The sequence below is a fragment of the Mycobacterium dioxanotrophicus genome (assembly GCF_002157835.1).
Lineage (GTDB): Bacteria > Actinomycetota > Actinomycetes > Mycobacteriales > Mycobacteriaceae > Mycobacterium > Mycobacterium dioxanotrophicus.
In genome coordinates, this window is the sequence record NZ_CP020809.1 from 2,253,575 (window position 1) to 2,271,558 (window position 17,984).

Consider the following 17,984-nt stretch of genomic DNA (forward strand, 5'->3'; position numbering starts at 1 on the left):
GGAGCCACTCCTTTGGCAGTGGAAGTCACGTTCTCAATCAGCGAGAATAACACTATCGACGCCACGTCAATCGCTGATCGTCAGAGGCGATGCGTAGTAATATTCTCGGAAACTGAGAGCTTCATTTCCACCTGTGCGAGGGTAGATACGTGCGTGTGACCGTGATCGCGGCCGCTTCGGCAATTGTCGCCGCAACAATGGCTGCGCCGCAGGCGAATGCGGGGCCGCAGACCTGCAACGACGCCTTCTGTGTACCCGGTATCGACGGGAATGCCGAGCTTGGGGCGCCGTGCGGGAACACGTCCTATTACGTCTTCGGTGTCGACGGTCGCAACGGATGGGGCCGGTTGCTGTTCTGCGGCTCGCCGCGCCGGTATGACCCGCGGTGGTTCCGGTCGCCGCCGATGGCCGGTATTCGTGACGAGGGCAGCCTCTGCACGACCGAGATGGATCAGGTGGCACAGGCGCCCGACGGCCTGTTCCTGACTTGTGTTCCGATGAACGGTGATTCGCGTTGGCGGCGCGGCGACGCTTAGCCGCCTCGGGTCACCAGTTGCGAATCGAGCAGAGCACGCCCTTGGGGCCGCTACTGGTCTTGACGACCGTACCGTCCACGGCCAGTTCACAATTGAAGCCGGGCGCGGGCGTATTTGGTGACTCGCCGCTTTGCACCAGCACCATCGCCCACAGATCAGGGTCGGCGAGCATCGCGTCGAACACCCAGGGCTGGTTCGGCGCGAGATCGGCCTCGGCGCGCGGGCTGAACTCATAGGGATTGTGGCTGTAGTCCGACCACGTCGGCGGATCGGTGTCGCGGTAGTAGATGTGGGCGTAGAACGGGGCATTCGCGGTCACGGTGTATCGGACCTGGTGCAGCACCGGATCGTCGTCGGCCGACGCCGGCGCCGCGCCGGTGCCCACCGCGAGGGCGAGCGCTGTGGTCACGGCCAATGTCGCGCGCATCGTCACATCCTGGTCAGGGTGAACGGATAGGTCAGTGTCCCGCCCGGCGCGCCGTCGCACCCGGCGTCGAAGGTCGACACCATCTCGCCGGCAAGAGTGTTTGCGTCCCAGGTGTAGACATCGTGGGTGGGGATCGTGGGCCCGTAATAGATGTCCCCGCAACGTAATCCGAACGGGTCGTCGACGAGCATGGTGTAGCGCCCGTCCGCCAGATTGGCCTCAACATGTGAATACGCGGCCTTGGCGACCGGCTGCGGAGTCGTGACGACGCTGATGCAGCTGTACCTGTCCGGGGCGCCCAGCGTCTGGCACGGCGCCAAGGCCGACCAGATCCAGGTGTGGAAGTCCCGCCGATCCGGCATGTTGAGCATGTAGTTGCCGTAGTACATCGCCGAGGCTGGGGGAGCCAGCACGACCGCCACCGCAACACCCAGTGCGGCGGCCGCCACGGTGGTCGACGAACGTGACTTCACAGGCTCCTCCACGCGTCCGGCGCTGCTCAGTGACTATAGAACGAGACCCCGCCTCGGCGGCCCGAAACCGGGAATCTCGTCTTCGTCGTTCGAGATCGTTATTCTCGCAAATGAGAATAGCAGTACAGATCCGCGTCGCCGGACCATCAGCGGACCGGGGTGAACCGGATGTTCAGTGCGGTGAGCCCGCGCAGGATGAAGGTCGGCTCATAGGTGTAGCGACGATCGTCGGCGGGGCCGTGGTGCTCCTCGTCGATGGTGATCTCGCTCATCCGGTCGAGGATCCGCTCGAGGGAGACGCGACCCTCGACGCGGGCCAGCGGACCACCCGGGCAGCTGTGCACGCCACGGCCGAAGGCGATGTGCTCACGGACGTTCTTGCGGTCAAGGCTGAACGTGTGCGGATCCTCGAACCGCACCGGATCACGATTGACCGCACCGGGGCACACCATCAGCGTGGTGCCGGCCGGCACGTCGACCCCGCCCAGTTCGGTGTGCTTCTTGGCGAGCCGGAACTGGCTCTTGACCGGTGCGTCCATGCGCAACGCCTCCTCGACGAACGTCGGGATGCGGCTGCGGTCCTGGCGCAGTGCGGCCTGCACATCCGGGCGGTCACCCAACACCCGCAGTGAGGCCGACAGCAGCTTTGTCGTGGTCTCCTGGCCTGCGGCGAACAAGAAGGTCGCCGAGCGGACGACGTCGATGACCTCCGGCGTCGACCCGTCCGGGTATTTCGCGGTGGCCAGCGCCGTCAGCACGTCGTCACGCGGGTTCTCCCGCCGATCTTGCAGGTACCCGACGAACTTCTCGTCGAGCCAGGCCAGTGGGTTCATCGCGAGCTGATCGCCGTCGAGTGAGCCGACGATGGCACCCGGGCGCGGCGCACCGAGCACGTGGCGGAATTCGTCGTGGTCCGACTCCGGCACGCCGAGCAGGTCGGCGATCACCAACAGGGAGAACGGCTTGGCGTAGGCGGACAGGAACTCGCAGCGCCCGTCGGCCAGGAAATCGTCGAGGCACTCATCGGCGAGCCGCCACATGAAGTCCTCGTTCTCCTTGAGCCGGCGCGGCGTCAGCAGTCGGTTGAGCAGCGAGCGCGCATGGGTGTGCTGCGGCGGGTCCATGGTGACCATGTGCTCGAACATCGGCAGCTGAGAGCGGTGGGCCTCGATCTGGTCGGTGATGTCCTCGCCTTCGGGCGTGAACGGCAGTGGCGGAAACGGTCCGCCGACCGCGATGCACGACGAGAAGGTGTCGGTGTCTTTGAGGACCGTGGTCGCCTCGTCGAAGCTCGTGACGGCAAGGACGCCGTAGTGGGGCTCGCGGACGACGGGGCATTTGCTGCGCAGGTGATCGAAGTATGGATGCGGGTCGGGCACCAGAGATTGGTCGGTGAAGTAGTCGACCGTGTCGAAGTCGGTCGTCGGTGAATCGGCCATGGTGTGCGCTACCTCCCGAAATCAATGTGCGCGCTGATGGTTTCGCGGCAGGCTGGGCCGCGCGACGAAAAGGGCCAAAAGTGCTGAGCACTTGCTTAGCATGGCGGTAGAGTCGTGGTCAAGATCACTCGGCGCGGCGCGGTTACGATTTGCGTGCCGTTTTGTGTGGTGGGAAAGGAGCCTGGCATGGCATCGGCGCGGAGGATCGGGGCGCCGGACGCGAAGAACCGCATCGTGCTGCTGGAGGCTGCCGAACAGCTGATGGTCGAAGGGGGCTACGCCGCGGTGACCTCGCGCCGGGTGGCCGACAAGGCCGGGCTCAAGCCGCAGTTGGTGCACTACTACTTCCGGACGATGGACGATCTGTTCCTGGCGGTGTTCCGCAGACGCGCCGAGGAGGGCCTGGTCGAGCAGGCGCGCGCGCTGGATTCCGCTCAGCCGTTGTGGGCCTTGTGGCGGTTCGGCACGGACCCCGCGGCCACTCGTCTCACGATGGAGATCATGGGTCTGGCCAATCACCGCAAGGCGCTGCGGACAGAGATCGCGCACTATGCCGAGCGGTTCCGGGAGGAGCAGACCAAAGCGATGACGGCCGCGCTGCACCGCTACGGTGTCGACGTCTCCGAGGTCCCGCCCATCGTCTGGACCATCTTCGCGACCAGCGTCTCCCGGGTGATGGTCATGGAGCAGGCGCTCGGGATGTCCTCGGGTCATGACGAGGTGATCGAGTTCTGTGAGGGCTGGCTGCGGCGCCTGGAGGGCGAGCCGCAGCCGGTCGAGGCGTCCGCCTGACGTCACCACCCGATCGGCGCTCGTATGCCTGGAAACATCATTTACAAATCATAGAACGTCATTTCCGCATCCGAGCACATCTTTTGCGCGCAGGTGTGCTCGGGCCCGTTGACGTCGGCTAGCCGTGCGGCTACCGTCGCCAAAGTAGCCGATCGGCTAGTTCGGTCCCCTGGGCGGAAGGGCGTGCGTTTCGATGAACACCAGGGCGCAGTGGATCAGCCTCTGGATCACCCCGTTCTTCGCGTGCCTGCTCCTCGCGGCCCTGATCGCGTTCCCCGGGTTCTGGCCGCCGATGTCACCGAACCTGAGCGCCGAGCACGTTGCGGAGTTCTACCGGCACAACGGCGCGATGATCCGGTTCAGCATGATCACGGTCAACCTGTGCGCGATCATGCTGATCCCGTTCTTCATGGTCATCGTGGTGCAGATGAAACGGATGGCCACACCGAGTCACGTGTTGGCCTACTGCTACCTTGCCGCGGCCGCCAACGGCGCGACGCTGCTGGCCATCGCCGACATCTTCTGGCTGGTCGCAGCGTTCCGTCCCGACCGCAATCCTCAACTGACCCAACTACTCAACGATCTGGCTTGGCTGGTCTTCATCGCGCCGGTCGGCATGATCGTCGTCGCGAATCTCTGCCTGGCCCTGGCAGTGTGGCTCGACGCGCGTGCCCAACCCGTGTTCCCGCGGTGGGTGGCGCCCTTCAGTCTGGTGATCGCCGCCGCCATGGCGCCGGCCGCATGCGCCGTCGTCTTCCGGACCGGACCGCTGGCGTGGGACGGTGCCATCTCCTTCTGGCTGCGCAACATCGCCTTCGTGCTCTACATCGCGGTGATGTTCGTCGTGTTGCGATCCGCCATCGCCAGGCAGGCTGCCGAGCCGATCGCTGGGGCGGCGATATGAGCACGACGACAACGGTATTGGACTCCCGGCCGGGCGGACCGGCCTGGATGCGGCGCCCCAAGATCGATCAGTGGATCTGCTGGTGGACCATCCCGGTGTTCTACAACATCTTCGGACTGATCTTCGTGGTGCTCACCCGGGTGATGCCACCGCCGCGGCCTGACGTCGGCCTGGATCAGATCGTGGCCTTCTTCGCCGAACACTCGCTGAGTATCCGCGTCGGCTTCGGCCTGCTGATGATCTTCATCGGCTTCACCGGATTCGCCAACGGGCTCATCGCTTTCCAGATCAAGCGGATGTCCGTGGCGCCGGTGTTCGCCTACTCCTACATCGCCTCGCTGGCGGTCGGAGCGGTGCCGGGCTGCCTGTTCGCCGCGTTCGCCTTCATCGCCGCGGCTTACCGCCCCGACCGGGATCCGGGCCTCACCGCGTTGCTCTACGACCTCGGGCTGCTGTCCTTCGTCGGGTCGCTGGGGTGTTTCGCCACCCAGAACATGGTGCTGGCCCTTGCCATCTTCCTGGACCGCAACGATGTGCTGCCGAAATGGCTTGCGTACATGTCGATCTGGATGATCGTGACCGAACTGCTCGCCGGCCCGGTGTTCGTCTTCAAATCCGGCCCGCTGGCCTGGAACGGATCGATCAGCTTCTATGTCGGCACTGTGGTTTTCGTGGTGTGGGAGATCAGCATCATCTACCTGCTGTACCAGACGATCAAAAAGCAGGCGCCGAACGGACGCGTGCAGGACTGATGGCGCTCGTCGAGCGGCCCCGCAAGCCGGCCGATGCCGCGCCGCATCTCCCCGCCGACGGTGGCATGTGGGTCTTCGTGCTCGGTGACCTCGTCATCTTCTCCAGCTATTTCGTCATTTTCATGATCTACCGCGCGCAGCAGCCCGAGCTGTTCCTCGCCTCGCAGCAGCATCTGAGCATCAACTTCGGTGTGATCAACACCCTGGCGTTGCTCACCAGTTCATGGTTCATCGCCCGCAGCGTGCTCGCCGCCAGGGTGGGTGACAGTTGCCGCGCCATGAAACTGACGCTCTGCGGCGGCCTGTGCGGCGTGTTGTTCATCGCGATCAAGGCGTTCGAGTGGTCGGCGAAGATCAGCCAGGGGCTGACCTTCGGAAGCAACGACTTCTTCATGTTCTATTACCTGCTCACGGGCGTGCATCTGTTCCACGTCGCGCTCGGCCTGGTGTTCTTGGGTGTCAACTACTTTGAGCTGCGCAACCCGCAGGGTCGCCGTATCTCGATGGTCGAGACCGGAGCCATGTACTGGCACCTGGTCGACATGCTCTGGATCGTCATTTTCACGCTGCTCTACGTGCTGAGGTGAGGCTGTGACACCGACCGATACCGCGTCCGATGCGCGACGCCGGGGCAGGGCGCTCACCTGTGTGTGGCTGATCCTCAGCGCGCTGACGGTCACGTCGTGGTGGATCGGGCCGGTCCGGTCGCCAGGGGTGCCGCACCCGAGCGTGCCGATCACCGTCGTGGTGTTGGCATTGGGTGCGGTGAAGTGCCGCATGGTGATTCGCCACTTCATGGAAGTGCGTTGCGCGCCGCTGTGGTTGCGTGTCGTCACCGACGCGTGGCTGGTGCTGCTCTGGGGTGCCGTGCTCGCCATCTACTTGTGGTGACGGTTTCTCCGGCGAGCAGACATGCGGGTCCGCGAAACACGGCGTGTCGCGGACCTACATGTCTGCTCGCGGGGAGAACTCGCGGGAAAACGCTAGAGCGACAGGATGGTTGCGGACGCGGTGCCGGGCGCGCCGTACACCTGTGCCAGGCCGACGCGGGGATTACCCGGCACCTGGCGGTCGCCGGCCTCGCCGCGCAACTGCCGCACCAGCTCGTGCATCTGGCGCAGACCCGACGCTCCGATGGGTTCACCGTTGGCGATCAAGCCGCCGTCGGTGTTGACGGGGATGGAACCGTGGATCTCGGTGGCGCCGTCGGCCAGCAGCTTCTCCTGCTCGCCGTCGGCGCACAGGCCCGTCTCGGCCATGTGGATGACCTCGGCGCCCGCGTCGGTGTCCTGCAGCTGTGCGATGTCGACGTCCTCGGGTCCGATACCGGCCGCTTCGTAGGCGGCCTTGGCCGCGTACACCGTCGGCGACGCATCCTCGTCGAGCGGCGCAGAGGTGGCGTGCACCTCGTAGGCGCCGAACGTCCGGGTCCGGATCTCACTGGCCCGCACATACACGGGCTTGTCGGTGTATTTGTGGGCGATGTCGGCGCGACACATGATCACCGCGGCCGCGCCTTCGTCGGGAGCGCAGAACATGTACTGGGTCAGCGGGTAGTTGAGCACCGCCGAGCTCAGGATCTCATCGACGGAAATCTCCTTGCGTCGGAAGGCATTCGGGTTGAGCGCGCCGTTGCGGAAGTTCTTGTTGGCGACCCGCGCGAGCGTCTCCTGCGAGATGTTGTGCTTGTGGATGTAGTGATTGGCCTTCATCCCGAAGAACTTGGTGGTGACGAACTGACCGTTCTCGGCGTACCACTGGGGCAGGGCGAGCTTGGCCGGGTCGTCGGTGAACGCCCCACGCGGATGCTTGTCCAGGCCGATCGCGATACCGATGTCGTACTTGCCCAGCCGGATGGTATCGGCGGTCTGCTGAATCGCGCTCGCCGCCGTGGCGCAGGCATTGAAGACGTTGGTGAACGTGATGCCCGTCAGGCCCACGAGCCGGGTGACCGCATCCGGGTTGGATACCTCATAGCTGCCGCCGAACCCGAATTGGATGTCTTTCCAGGCGATCCCGGCGTCGTCGAGGGCGAGCTGGATGGCCTCGGCGCCCATCTGCATCGCGGTCTTGTCAAAGCGGCCGAAGGGATGCAGACCCACGCCGATGATGGCTACGTCGTTCATGTCGTTCCTCAGATCGGCCGGAAGGCGAACGTGACAACCTCGTTGCCGTCGTCGTCGGTGGTGAAGGGGATCATGGTGAGTTCGACGTCCTGGCCGAATTGCAGTCTGGCCGGATCGTTTTCGGTGAGCCGGCCTTCGACGCGGATGACGTCGCCGAGTTGGATGAGCCCGACGCCGAAGGGCACGAAGTCTTTACCCGTCGGGCCTTTGTACGGGGCGCCGGGCGGGAAACCCTGGGTGGTCCATGCGATCAGCGTGCCGCGGCGGGGCAGCAGCATCTCGGAGGTGTTGGCGCCGCTGCATTTCGGGCAGCGGTCCTGGGTGGGGAAGGTGGTGGCCTGGCAATCGGCGCAATGGCTGCCGATCAGCTGCGGGTCGGCCTCCGGCCACGTCGAGATCTCCGGCGCGAGAGCAATCTGTGTTGGCACGTCGCTGACGATAACCGGAAATGGAATTCTCGTCCAGTGAGAACGCTATACCGATAAGCTGCCTGACCATGAACCCCGCCCTGCCCGGAGTGGTCCGTCAGATCGGCTATGTCGTCGACGACCTCGACGGGTCCCTGGACCGGTGGCTGCAGCTGGGGGTGGGGCCGTGGTTCGTCATGCGAGGGATCGGGCAGACGGTGTGCTACCGCGGCCAACCGTGCACTGTCACCGTGTCGTTGGCGCTGGCCAACACCGGCGATCTGCAAGTCGAGGTCATTCAGCAGACCTGTGCCACCCCGAGTGTCTTCACCGAATTCCTGGCCGCGACCGGCGGCGGATTTCACCAACTCGCCTATTGGGCAGAGGACTTCGATGCCGCCATGGCGCGACTGGAGATGGCCGGCTGGCCGAAGGTGTGGTCCGGCGGCGACGCCCAAGGAGTCAGGTTCGCGTACTTCGAGCCGCCGATCGGTGCGACAGTCGTGGAGATCACCGAACTCACCGACGTCATGGCCGGCATGGCCGACTTCGTGCGGCGGGCGGCCCTGGAATGGAACGGCGACGACCCGATTCGTGAACTGGGGTGAGCCGGGCTACTTGGCTTTCTTCATGACGGCCTCGGCGGCCGTCCAGTGCTCGTCGGACGCCCAGAGGCGGGCGAACGCGCTGACGGCTTCGGTCGCCGGAACGCCGCCTAGGACCCGCTTGATTTCACCGGCTGGTCGACGCGCCAGCAGTGTCGCTGTCGTGCGCCAACTCTCGGCGAACTCGGCCCGTGGCACCACCTGATCGACCAGGCCGATGTGCAGTGCCGCGTCGGCGTCGAGGACCTGTCCCGTTCCGGCCAGCAGCAGCGCGCGGCTGCGGCCCACCAGGGCGCCAAGGCGTTCGGCGCCGCCCCAGGCCGGCATGATCGCCAGCGACGCCTGATTGAAGCCGATCCTGATGTCGTCGGCCGCGATACGGATGTCGGCGGCGACCGCGACCTCGGCGCCCCCGCCGAGAGCATGACCGTTGAGTGCTGCGATCACCGGGCCGCCGAAGCCGGCGATGCGATCGCAGATCGTGCGCATCCGCCAGGCCATCTGTGACGCTTCGAGTTCGGTGCGCAGTGCGGCGAGCTCCTTGAGGTCTCCGCCAGAGACAAAGGCTCGATCGCCGCCGCCGGTGATGACCAGTGCCCGTGCGTCGGCGGCCCCGTCGAGAGCTTTGTCGAGCTCGTCCATGGTGCCCAGCGATATGGCGTTGCGGGCGTGCGGCCGGTCGATGGTGATGACGGCCAGGCCGTCGGCGATGTCCAGGTCGACCATAACCGCGCTCTCCACTTCCGATATTGGCATTCTCGCTGCGTGAGAATAACATCACCACCGTGCGCGACATCCCCGTTGAGCTGACCAAACGGTACGTCGAGGAAGGGTGGTGGCGCCCCGAGACGCTGGGAGAAATGCTGGCCGAAGGGTTGGCCGCGAGTCCGGACGCCGGCTTTCACGCGCACTCCGAGATACGTCCCTACGCGGGAACATTCGCCGACGTCGAACGCACCGCGCGGCGACTGGCCGCGGGCCTGGCCGAACGCGGTGTCGGCCCCGGCGACGTGGTGGCGTTGCAGCTGCCCAACTGGATGGAAGCTGCGGCCGCATTCTGGGCGTCGGCGTTCCTCGGCGCCGTCACCGTACCGATCGTGCACTTCTACGGTCGCAAGGAACTCGCGCACATCATGACGACCGCGAAGCCGAAGGTCTTCATCACCACCGAACACTTCGGCCGCATGACGTTTCAGCCGGACCTGTGCGTCGACGTGCCGATCGTGGGTCTGGTCGGTGGCCAGAGTTTCGACGACTTGCTGGCCGACCAACCGATGGCCGCCACCCTGCCTGCCGACCCGGCCGGGCCCGCGCTCATCGCGTTCACATCGGGCACCACCCGAGCGCCCAAAGGGGTCATCCACAGTCATCAGACGCTGGCATTCGAGACCCGCCAGCTGCTGGAGAACTATCCGCCCAACCGGGGCCGCCAGCTCACCGCCACCCCGGTCGGGCACTTCATCGGCATGGTCGGCGCGTTTCTGATCCCAGTGCTCGAGGGCGCCCCGATCGACCTGTGCGATGTGTGGGATCCCGGCAAGGTGCTGAAACTCCTTGATGCCGAGGGGATGTCGATCGGCGGCGGCCCGCCGTACTTCGTCACCAGCCTGCTCGACCACCCGGACTGCACCGAGGCACACCGGTCACGGTTCACCACGGTGGGGCTGGGTGGGTCCACCGTGCCCGCCGCGGTCACGCGTCGGCTGGCCGACCTCGGCATGTTCGTCTTCCGTGCGTACGGCAGCACCGAGCACCCGTCGATAACCGGGTCGGGGCCGTCGGCGCCGGAGGCCAAGCGGCTGTTCACCGATGGCAACCCGCGGCCCGGCGTCGAGATCCGGCTCGGTCCGGACGGCGAGATCTTCAGCCGTGGGCCGGATCTGTGTCTGGGTTACACCGACGACGAGCTGACGGCCAGGTGTTTCGACGCCGATGGCTGGTACCGCACCGGGGACATCGGCGTGCTCGACGACGAGGGTTACCTGACCATCACCGATCGCACTGCCGACCTGATCATTCGCGGCGGCGAGAACATCAGCGCCATCGAGGTCGAGGACGTGCTGCTGACGCTGCCCGAAGTGGTCGAGGCGGTGGTGGTGGCCGCGCCCGACGACCGGCTCGGCGAACGCGTCGCCGCCGTGCTGCGGGTCCGGGCCGGGCATGCCATGCCGACCCTGGAACGGGTCCGCGCGCACTTCGAACAGGCCGGGGTGGCGCGCCAGAAATGGCCGGAGGTACTCCACGAGATTCCCGACGGACAGGACTATCCGCGCACGGCGAGCGGCAAGGTGCAGAAGTTCGTCATCCGGCGTGAGCTCGCATCCGACGCGAGGGGCGGCATTGCGACATCCGCAAAGGGAGAATAATATTCTCGTGAACTGAAAAGGAGCATTCCATGGGGCAACTGTCGCACCGCGTCGACATTCCGTTTCCGCTGTTCGATGCGGACAACCACCTCTATGAGCCGCCAGAGGCGTTGCTGACCTACCTGCCCAAGGAGTACCAAGACGTCGTCCAGTACGTCGAGGTCAAGGGCCGCACCAAGATCGCGATCAAGGGTCAGATCAGCAACTACATCCCCAACCCGACGTTCTCGGTGGTCGCCAAGCCCGGCGCGTGGGAGGAGTACTTCAAGTTCGGCAACCCCGACGGCAAGAGCAAGCGTGAGCTGTTCGGCGAACCGATGAAGTCCATCCCGGCGTTCTTCGAGCCGGGTCCGCGCCTCGAGCTGATGGACCAGCTGGGTGTCGATCGCTCGCTGATGTTCCCGACCCTGGCCAGCCTCATCGAGGAGCGGCTGCGCGACGATCCGATCGCCATCCACGTCCTGATTCATTCGCTCAACCAGTGGCTCGACGAGGTCTGGGGCTTCAACTACAAGAACCGCATCTTCACCACGCCTGTCATCACGCTGCCGATCGTGGAGAAGGCCATCGAGGAACTCGACTGGGCCGTGAAGCGCGGGGCGCGCGCCATCCTGGTCCGGCCTGCGCCGGTGCCCGGCTTCCGGGGCCCACGATCCTTCGCGCTGCCCGAGTTCGACCCGTTCTGGCAGAAGTGCGTCGAATACGACGTGTTCGTCGGCATGCACTCATCCGACAGCGGCTATTCGCGCTACACCTCCGAATGGGACGGCGCCGCACAGGAGATGCTGCCCTTCCAGACCAATGCCATGTCGATCCTCAACGAATGGCGCCCGATCCAGGACGCGGTGGCCTCGTGGGTCATTCACGGCGCGCTGTTCCGCTTCCCGAAGCTCAAGGTAGGGATCGTCGAGGCCGGCTCGAAATGGATGTTCCCCCTGCTCGATTCGATGACCGAGGTATACAAGAAGGCACCCGAGGCGTTCCTGGGCAACCCCATGGAGGAGATCAAGAACCGCATCTTCGTCAGCCCCTTCTACGAAGAGGGCATCGACGATCTGATCAACCTCATCGGTGTGGACCAGGTGCTCTACGGATCGGACTGGCCGCACCCCGAGGGGCTGGCCGAGCCGACGCACTACGTCACCGCGCTCGAGCATCTGTCGATGGAGGACCAGGCCAAGATCATGGGCGGCAACCTCGGTCGTCTAGTCACGGTGTGACACAAAGCCGCGCTGTGATGTTCAAGGGCGCCCTGCGCCCGTTGAGGAGCAGCGTCAGATGACGCAGTGGCGGACCATCCCCGAGATGGTCCTGAGCGCAGCGGACCGGTTCGGCGACGCCGAAGCCGTCGTCGACTACGGCGACAATCCGGCCGGGACCGACGGTCCGCTGCGCCTGTCCTTCGCCGAAGTCGCCGAACGCATCCGCACCGCCTCGGGCGCATTCTCCCGATTCGGGGTCGGCAAGGGGGACCGGGTCGCGCTGTGGGCGCCCAACTCCGCGGAATGGATCATCGCGGCGTTCGGGCTGATGACCGCGGGCGGAGTGCTCGTCCCGGTGAACACCCGGTTCAAGCCCGATGAGGCCGCCGACGTGATCGCCCGCAGCGGCGCCAAGGCGGTACTGGCCCAAAAAGGCTTCCTGGGACAGGATTTCGACATCCCGGGCGTTCCCACGATCGATCTGAAGTCGGACTTCCTCAGTGGTGGTACGCCATTCGAGGGTGCGGTCGATGGCGGCGACATCTCGGATGTCATTTACACCAGCGGCACGACCGGGCGTCCCAAGGGCGCCATGATGAATCACAGCCAGACCCTTCGGATGTACGAGGAATGGGCGACCCTCGCGGACCTGCGCGAGGGCGACCGCTACCTGATGATCAACCCGTATTTTCACACCTTCGGGCTGAAGGCAGGTCTGGTGGCGTCGTTCCTGCGGGGTGCGACGATGCTGCCGGTAGCGGTGTTCGATATCGACCGCGTAGTGGATTTGATTGCCGTCGAACGGATCACGATGCTTCCCGGGCCGCCGACGCTGTACCACTCGCTGCTGACGGTCGCTGACAAGAACAGGCTGGCGACGTTGCGGGCCGGGGTCACCGGCGCCGCCGACATCCCGGTCGAACTCGTCCGCCGGATCCACGACGAATTGCCGTTCCAGACCTTGATGACGGGATACGGGCTCACCGAGGCAGGCAATGTCACGCTGTCGCGGCCGGGAGATTCGTCGGTGGATGTCGCGACGACGGCGGGCCTGCCGTGTGAAGGCGTCGAGGTGCGGGTGGCCGACGACGGTGAGGTGCTGGTCCGCGGGTACAGCGTCATGCAGGGGTACCTCGACGATCCCGTTGCGACCGCCGAGGCGATCGACACCGACGGCTGGCTGCACACCGGGGACCTCGGGGAGTTCACCGAGTCGGGCCGGCTGAGGATCGTCGGACGTAAGAAGGACATGTTCATCGTCGGCGGCTTCAACGCCTACCCGGCCGAGATCGAGGGATATCTGCTGGAACATCCCGCCGTCGCGCAGGTGGCCGTCATCGGCGTCGCCGACGACAGGCTCGGGCAGGTTGGGAAGGCGTTCGTCGTGCTCGACGAAAACCCTGGTGCCGCAGGAACTTCCGCCGATGAGTTGCTCGCCTGGAGTCGCGAGCGCATGGCGGGCTACAAGGTACCGCGCTACCTGGCGTTCCTCGACGAGCTACCCCTCAATGCGACAGGCAAGGTCATGAAAGATCGGCTCGGGACGCGACTCGGTGCCGGTTAAGCACAGTGCTGACACAACTCGTAAATAACATTTCCGCAGATAAATAGGCATTTATCTACCCTCTGCAGATGGGGTACTGTCGGGGCACTACCCAAAACTGATAACGTGATTCTCGTTAAGCAGGCTGCTGAACGGACAGGAGGTCGACATGCCGTCCCGCAAGCCTTCAGCGTCGCTACTCGATAGTAGCCAAGACGACCCGTCTCCGGAGGACGCATTGGCGCTGGCCGAACAGGCCGAGGCCGAAGCCGAGGAAGCCGAGGCGGTCGCGGCGGCAGCACGCGCCAGAGCGCGTGCGATCCGGCTCCGCAACCAGGCTGCCGCCCGGGAACTGCTGGCCGGCAACGACACCGAGGCCGAGACCTCGTCGGCCGAGTCGACCGTGACAGAGCAGGCTGAGCCGACCGAGACTGCCGGCGCAGAAGATGCGGACGAAGCGGAAGAAAAAGAAGAAGAGGCGACGGCGCGGCGTCGGCGGCTGCACATCCCGCGGCTGTTCTGGAAAGTCCTGGCGAGCTGCCTGGCGATCATCGCCATCTGTGCGCTGCTGGGTGCCAGCGGATTCATGATCTGGAAGCACGGACAGGCCGATCATCGGCGCCAACTCACGGCGGAATTCACCGCGGCGGCCCGGCAGAGTGTCGTGACGCTGATGTCGCTGGACTTCAACCACGTTCAGGACGACGTGAAAAACATCCTGGACAACTCCACCGGCGACTTCAAGAAGGACTTCGAAGCGCAGCAGAACGATTTCATCAAGCTCGCTCAGCAATCCAAGGTCGTGACCGAGTCGACCGTGAACGCCGCAGCGGTCGACACCATGAGCGACGACAATGCCGTGGTCCTGATCGCCGCCACCACGCGGGTCACCAACACCGCGGGCGCCCAACAGCAGCCGCGCTCCTGGCGGGTCGCGGTGAGCCTGACCAGGGAGGGCGGCCAGATCAAGCTGGCGAAAGTCGAGTTCGTACCGTGACCGTGAAGACTGACAACGAAGAAGTCGACGTATTCGACCTGGTCGGAACAGCCGACGCCGAAGACGTACGCGTCGAGGCAGGGAAGCGTCGGTGGTGGACACCCTTGCAGCGCCGCTGGTTTCCGCTGACGCTGGCATTCGCACTGGTGCTGTCGGCGGCGTTGGCCGGCTGGCTGTACTTCGCGCAGTACCGGCCGGACCGCGCGACCGATCAGGCTGTGCAGCAGACGGTTCTCAAGGCCGCGACGGACGGCACCGTGGCGCTGCTGTCGTACAAACCGGACAGCCTCGATCACGACTTCACCACCGCCAAGTCGCATCTGACCGGCGACTTCCTGTCGTATTACAACAAGTTCACCCAGGAGATCGTCACACCCGCCGCCAAGCAGAAGGCGGTGTCCACCTCGGCGGCCGTGGTACGCAGCGCGGTCATGGAGATGCACCCCGATTCGGCGGTGGTGATGGTCTTCGTCAATCAAGCCACCACGAGTAACCAGAATCCCGACGGCAGCTTCGCGGCCAGCACAGTCAAGGTCGGACTGACCAAGGTCGACGGTAGCTGGCTGATCTCGTCCTTCGACCCGGTCTGACCGGCGCCGCCAAGCGGTGGAATGCCGGCCGCCCCGGTACCGTCAGCGTCGACACCGACCGGGAGGACGCTGATACGTGACCGAGGGCGATTCGAATTCGCCGGTGCAGACCCACCGGATCCGCCGCATGTCGGGACGCGATCCCCATGAACGGCACCGGGTGTCCTCGCCGCTGGAGTTGTTGTTCGACCTGACGTTCGCCATCGCATTCGGGGTGGCGGCCTCACAGTTCGCGCATCTGCTGGCCGAGGGACACGTGGGTGACGGGCTGTGGGGCTTCGGCTTCGCGGTGTTCGCCATCTGGTGGGCGTGGATGAACTTCAGCTGGTTCGCCTCGGCATACGACACCGACGACTGGATCTACCGGCTGACGACCATGGTGCAGATGGTCGGCGTCATCATCCTGGCGCTGGGACTCCCGCAGACCTTCGCCTCCATCGAGCACGGCGGTCACGTGAACAACACCGTCATGGTCGCCGGCTATGTGGTGATGCGGATTGCCATGGTGACGCAGTGGTTGCGCGCCGCGCGCCAGGATCCGGACCGGCGGGCCGCCTGCCTGACGTACGCGACCGTCATCGTCGTCGCGCAAATCGGCTGGATCGCCCAGATCCTGGTGAGCACGTCGGTGTGGGTGTTCGCGGCGGGCGCCCTGGTGCTGATGGCCCTGGAGATCTCCGGGCCGTTCCTCGCCGAGCGCCGCATGGGTGGCACGCCGTGGCACGCGCACCACATCGCCGAGCGGTACAGCCTGCTGGCCATCATCGCGCTCGGCGAGGGTGTGGTCGGGACGGTGGCATCGCTGTCGGCCGCGGTCGGTGAACACGGCTGGTCTGCCGATGCGGTCGTGCTCGCCGTGGCAGGCACGGGCCTCACCTTCGGCATGTGGTGGGTGTATTTCCTGGTGCCCGCCGCGGAGTTGCTGCACGCCCACCGCGAGGTGTCGTTCCTGTACGGGTACCTGCACCTGTTCGTGTTCGGCGCGATCGTGGCGACCGGCGCCGGGCTGCACGTCGCCGCGTACTACGTCGAAGAACAGTCCGAGTTGAGCACTGTGGCCACCGTGCTGTCGGTCGCGATCCCGGTCGCCGTGTATGTCACCGCGATGTTCGTCATCTACTCGATGCTGGTCGGCACATTCGACGTCTTCCACACCGGACTGCTGGTGATCGCCGGCGCCGTACTGGCCGCCGCCGTGGCGATGGCCGCCGCCGACATCCCGTTGGCGCCGTGCCTGCTGGTGGTGACCGCGGCGCCGATGGTCATCGTGGCGGGCTTCGAGCTCGTGGGCCACCGGCACGCCAGAGAGATCGTCGCCAGACGGCTGGCCGATCAGCGCGGCGGGTGAGCCTCGAAGCCTTCCAGCAGCATTCGCTCCTGCTCGACCCGCATCAGCTTCCTGGCTTTGCTACGGGTGATGAGAATGCCGACGGTGGCCAGCACCCAGACTGCGTACTGCACTGCCCAGGCCACCCGGAACGAGGCGGCCGAGTAGTCGCCGGCATGGGCGAGGATGAGCCCCATGGACTGCATGACCAGCAGCGCTGCCAGGAAGCCGCCCATGTTCACCATGCCCTGAGCGGTCCCGAGCGTGGCGCTCGGATTGAAGGTGCGGGCGAAGTCGAAGCCGACCATCGAACCTGGCCCGCCCACCGAGATGATCACGATGAGCGTCACCAGCAACCACAGCGGGGCGCGGCCGGGTAGCGCGAGAACGACCGTCCAGATCAGGGCATTGCTGGCGATGATGGCGAGCACCAGACGCGATCGCCGGTGCGGATGGCGGCCCGTGAAGATCCCGATCGCGATGCCCGCGGTGATCGCCACGACGACCGAGAGCGTCAGCAGGGAGCCGGCGACCGTGGTGGAGAGTCCCTGCGCGACGGTCAGATACGGCACGCCCCACATGAGCGCGAACACCGTCACCGAGAACTGGGTGCCCATGTGGGTGAAGAAGCCCAGCCGGGTGCCGGGGCGCAGCCACACCGTTTTCACGCTCGCGAGGATGTCGTGGACGGTGGTGGTCTCGGCTGCGACGACCCGCCCGTGTGGCGTATTGCGGACCAGCGCGAGCGCGAGCGCCATCGCAACGACGCCGAACACGGCGACGGACAGATATGCCGGCGTCCAGCCGGAGCCGGTGAGCAGCGCCAGGAAGGGCACCGCGGACAACACCTGACCGAGCTGCCCACAGATGCCGGTCAACTGGGTGACCAACGGGACCTGCGAGGGCTTGAACCAATGCGGTACCAGCCGGAGCACCGATATGAACGTCACCGCGTCGCCGAGGCCGACGACCGCACGTGCGGCGAAGGCCGCGGGCAAGGACTCGCTGAGTGCCAGCACCAGCTGCCCGGTGGCCATCAGCCCCGCGCCGGAGACGATGAGTATGCGCGAGCCGAATCGGTCGAGCAGCAGGCCGGCAGGCACCTGTGCGCCGGCGTAGACGATCACCTGCAGCACCACGAAGCTCGACAGCACACTCGGATTGGCGGCAAACCGGTCGGCGGCCTGCAAACCGGAGACGCCGAGGGTGGTGCGGTCGAGTACCGCGACGATGTACGCGAGCAGTCCGGTGGCCCAGACGATCCAGGGACGCACTCGCGGCCTTTCGTCGAACGGATTGTCTTGATGTCTTGCAACATGGTCGCGCACCTGGGCTGTTGCTTTCCAATTCTGGCCGGGTGAATTGACTCACCGCATTGCGTCCTCGCCCCGGTGGTAGTTGGCTGTGATTGCAGGGGCGGGTGTGTATTACTGTCGCTCGATCGGCATATCTGCAGATGAAAGCTTTGATAGCTCATTCAACAAATGATTCGGCGGTG

Annotated in this window: 20 protein-coding genes; 13 read left to right on the forward strand and 7 right to left on the reverse strand. The window is 65.4% G+C overall.

The window, feature by feature from the left end; translation table 11 throughout:
* Window positions 1–149 precede the first annotated feature (149 nt).
* Window positions 150–536 carry a hypothetical protein gene (locus BTO20_RS10880; RefSeq protein ID WP_408632167.1) on the forward strand — a complete coding sequence of 129 codons (387 nt, stop codon included), beginning with the start codon at window positions 150–152 and terminating at the stop codon, window positions 534–536.
* A 10-nt stretch (window positions 537–546) separates the two neighbouring features.
* On the opposite strand, the gene BTO20_RS10885 is transcribed toward BTO20_RS10880, so the two are convergent.
* The 3 genes from BTO20_RS10885 to BTO20_RS10895 form a co-directional block, all read right to left on the reverse strand.
* Window positions 547–963 carry a hypothetical protein gene (locus BTO20_RS10885; RefSeq protein ID WP_087075752.1) on the reverse strand — a complete coding sequence of 139 codons (417 nt, stop codon included), beginning with the start codon at window positions 961–963 and terminating at the stop codon, window positions 547–549.
* A gap of 2 nt (window positions 964–965) precedes the next feature.
* Window positions 966–1,436 (reverse strand): hypothetical protein, encoded by a 471-nt coding sequence (locus BTO20_RS10890; protein WP_087081928.1) that lies wholly within the window; start codon window positions 1,434–1,436, stop codon window positions 966–968.
* A gap of 146 nt (window positions 1,437–1,582) precedes the next feature.
* Entirely contained in the window at window positions 1,583–2,875 is a 1,293-nt protein-coding gene (locus BTO20_RS10895; protein ID WP_087075754.1) for a cytochrome P450, read from the reverse strand.
* Between the two features lie 186 nt (window positions 2,876–3,061).
* Here BTO20_RS10895 and BTO20_RS10900 point away from each other — a divergent pair, with 186 nt between their 5' ends.
* From BTO20_RS10900 to BTO20_RS10920, 5 genes are all read left to right on the forward strand, one after another.
* Window positions 3,062–3,667 (forward strand): TetR/AcrR family transcriptional regulator, encoded by a 606-nt coding sequence (locus BTO20_RS10900; protein ID WP_087075756.1) that lies wholly within the window; start codon window positions 3,062–3,064, stop codon window positions 3,665–3,667.
* 193 nt (window positions 3,668–3,860) lie between these two features.
* Entirely contained in the window at window positions 3,861–4,571 is a 711-nt protein-coding gene (locus tag BTO20_RS10905; protein WP_087075758.1) for a hypothetical protein, read from the forward strand.
* Window positions 4,568–5,323 (forward strand): hypothetical protein, encoded by a 756-nt coding sequence (locus BTO20_RS10910; RefSeq protein ID WP_087075760.1) that lies wholly within the window; start codon window positions 4,568–4,570, stop codon window positions 5,321–5,323. The genes BTO20_RS10905 and BTO20_RS10910 overlap by 4 nt, the downstream gene beginning before the upstream one ends.
* Window positions 5,323–5,910, forward strand: a complete 588-nt coding sequence (locus tag BTO20_RS10915; RefSeq protein WP_087075762.1) for a cytochrome c oxidase subunit 3 — start codon at window positions 5,323–5,325, stop codon at window positions 5,908–5,910. The genes BTO20_RS10910 and BTO20_RS10915 overlap by 1 nt, the downstream gene beginning before the upstream one ends.
* Window positions 5,911–5,914: 4 nt before the next feature.
* Window positions 5,915–6,214, forward strand: a complete 300-nt coding sequence (locus BTO20_RS10920; protein WP_087075764.1) for a cytochrome C oxidase subunit IV family protein — start codon at window positions 5,915–5,917, stop codon at window positions 6,212–6,214.
* A 92-nt stretch (window positions 6,215–6,306) separates the two neighbouring features.
* Here BTO20_RS10920 and BTO20_RS10925 read toward each other — a convergent pair whose 3' ends face one another.
* Both BTO20_RS10925 and BTO20_RS10930 read right to left on the reverse strand, forming a co-directional pair.
* Window positions 6,307–7,449, reverse strand: coding sequence for a thiolase family protein (locus BTO20_RS10925; protein ID WP_087075766.1), 1,143 nt, complete (start codon window positions 7,447–7,449; stop codon window positions 6,307–6,309).
* An 8-nt stretch (window positions 7,450–7,457) separates the two neighbouring features.
* Complete coding sequence (locus tag BTO20_RS10930) at window positions 7,458–7,877, reverse strand: Zn-ribbon domain-containing OB-fold protein (RefSeq protein ID WP_408632168.1); 420 nt, start codon at window positions 7,875–7,877, stop codon at window positions 7,458–7,460.
* A 68-nt stretch (window positions 7,878–7,945) separates the two neighbouring features.
* On the opposite strand from BTO20_RS10930, the gene BTO20_RS10935 reads away from it, so the two are divergent.
* Entirely contained in the window at window positions 7,946–8,464 is a 519-nt protein-coding gene (locus BTO20_RS10935; protein WP_087075770.1) for a VOC family protein, read from the forward strand.
* 6 nt (window positions 8,465–8,470) lie between these two features.
* Here BTO20_RS10935 and BTO20_RS10940 read toward each other — a convergent pair whose 3' ends face one another.
* Window positions 8,471–9,187, reverse strand: coding sequence for an enoyl-CoA hydratase/isomerase family protein (locus BTO20_RS10940; protein ID WP_198344492.1), 717 nt, complete (start codon window positions 9,185–9,187; stop codon window positions 8,471–8,473).
* Window positions 9,188–9,246: 59 nt separating this feature from the next.
* Here BTO20_RS10940 and BTO20_RS10945 point away from each other — a divergent pair, with 59 nt between their 5' ends.
* The 6 genes from BTO20_RS10945 to BTO20_RS10970 all read left to right on the forward strand — a co-directional run bounded on the left by BTO20_RS10945 (window position 9,247) and on the right by BTO20_RS10970 (window position 16,507).
* Window positions 9,247–10,827: an AMP-binding protein gene (locus tag BTO20_RS10945; RefSeq protein ID WP_087081930.1), complete on the forward strand. Its 1,581-nt coding sequence runs from the start codon at window positions 9,247–9,249 to the stop codon at window positions 10,825–10,827.
* A 29-nt stretch (window positions 10,828–10,856) separates the two neighbouring features.
* Window positions 10,857–12,047, forward strand: coding sequence for an amidohydrolase family protein (locus BTO20_RS10950; RefSeq protein WP_087075774.1), 1,191 nt, complete (start codon window positions 10,857–10,859; stop codon window positions 12,045–12,047).
* A 58-nt stretch (window positions 12,048–12,105) separates the two neighbouring features.
* Window positions 12,106–13,593 carry a FadD3 family acyl-CoA ligase gene (locus tag BTO20_RS10955; protein ID WP_087075775.1) on the forward strand — a complete coding sequence of 496 codons (1,488 nt, stop codon included), beginning with the start codon at window positions 12,106–12,108 and terminating at the stop codon, window positions 13,591–13,593.
* A 148-nt stretch (window positions 13,594–13,741) separates the two neighbouring features.
* Entirely contained in the window at window positions 13,742–14,569 is an 828-nt protein-coding gene (locus tag BTO20_RS10960) for a hypothetical protein (RefSeq protein ID WP_087075777.1), read from the forward strand.
* On the forward strand, window positions 14,566–15,159 hold the full coding sequence (locus tag BTO20_RS10965; RefSeq protein ID WP_232491104.1) for a twin-arginine translocation pathway signal: 594 nt from the start codon (window positions 14,566–14,568) through the stop codon (window positions 15,157–15,159). The genes BTO20_RS10960 and BTO20_RS10965 overlap by 4 nt, the downstream gene beginning before the upstream one ends.
* Before the next feature lie 76 nt (window positions 15,160–15,235).
* Window positions 15,236–16,507: a low temperature requirement protein A gene (locus tag BTO20_RS10970; RefSeq protein WP_087075779.1), complete on the forward strand. Its 1,272-nt coding sequence runs from the start codon at window positions 15,236–15,238 to the stop codon at window positions 16,505–16,507.
* Here BTO20_RS10970 and BTO20_RS10975 read toward each other — a convergent pair.
* On the reverse strand, window positions 16,492–17,760 hold the full coding sequence (locus BTO20_RS10975; RefSeq protein ID WP_087075782.1) for an MFS transporter: 1,269 nt from the start codon (window positions 17,758–17,760) through the stop codon (window positions 16,492–16,494). The genes BTO20_RS10970 and BTO20_RS10975 overlap by 16 nt on opposite strands.
* Window positions 17,761–17,984 lie beyond the last annotated feature (224 nt).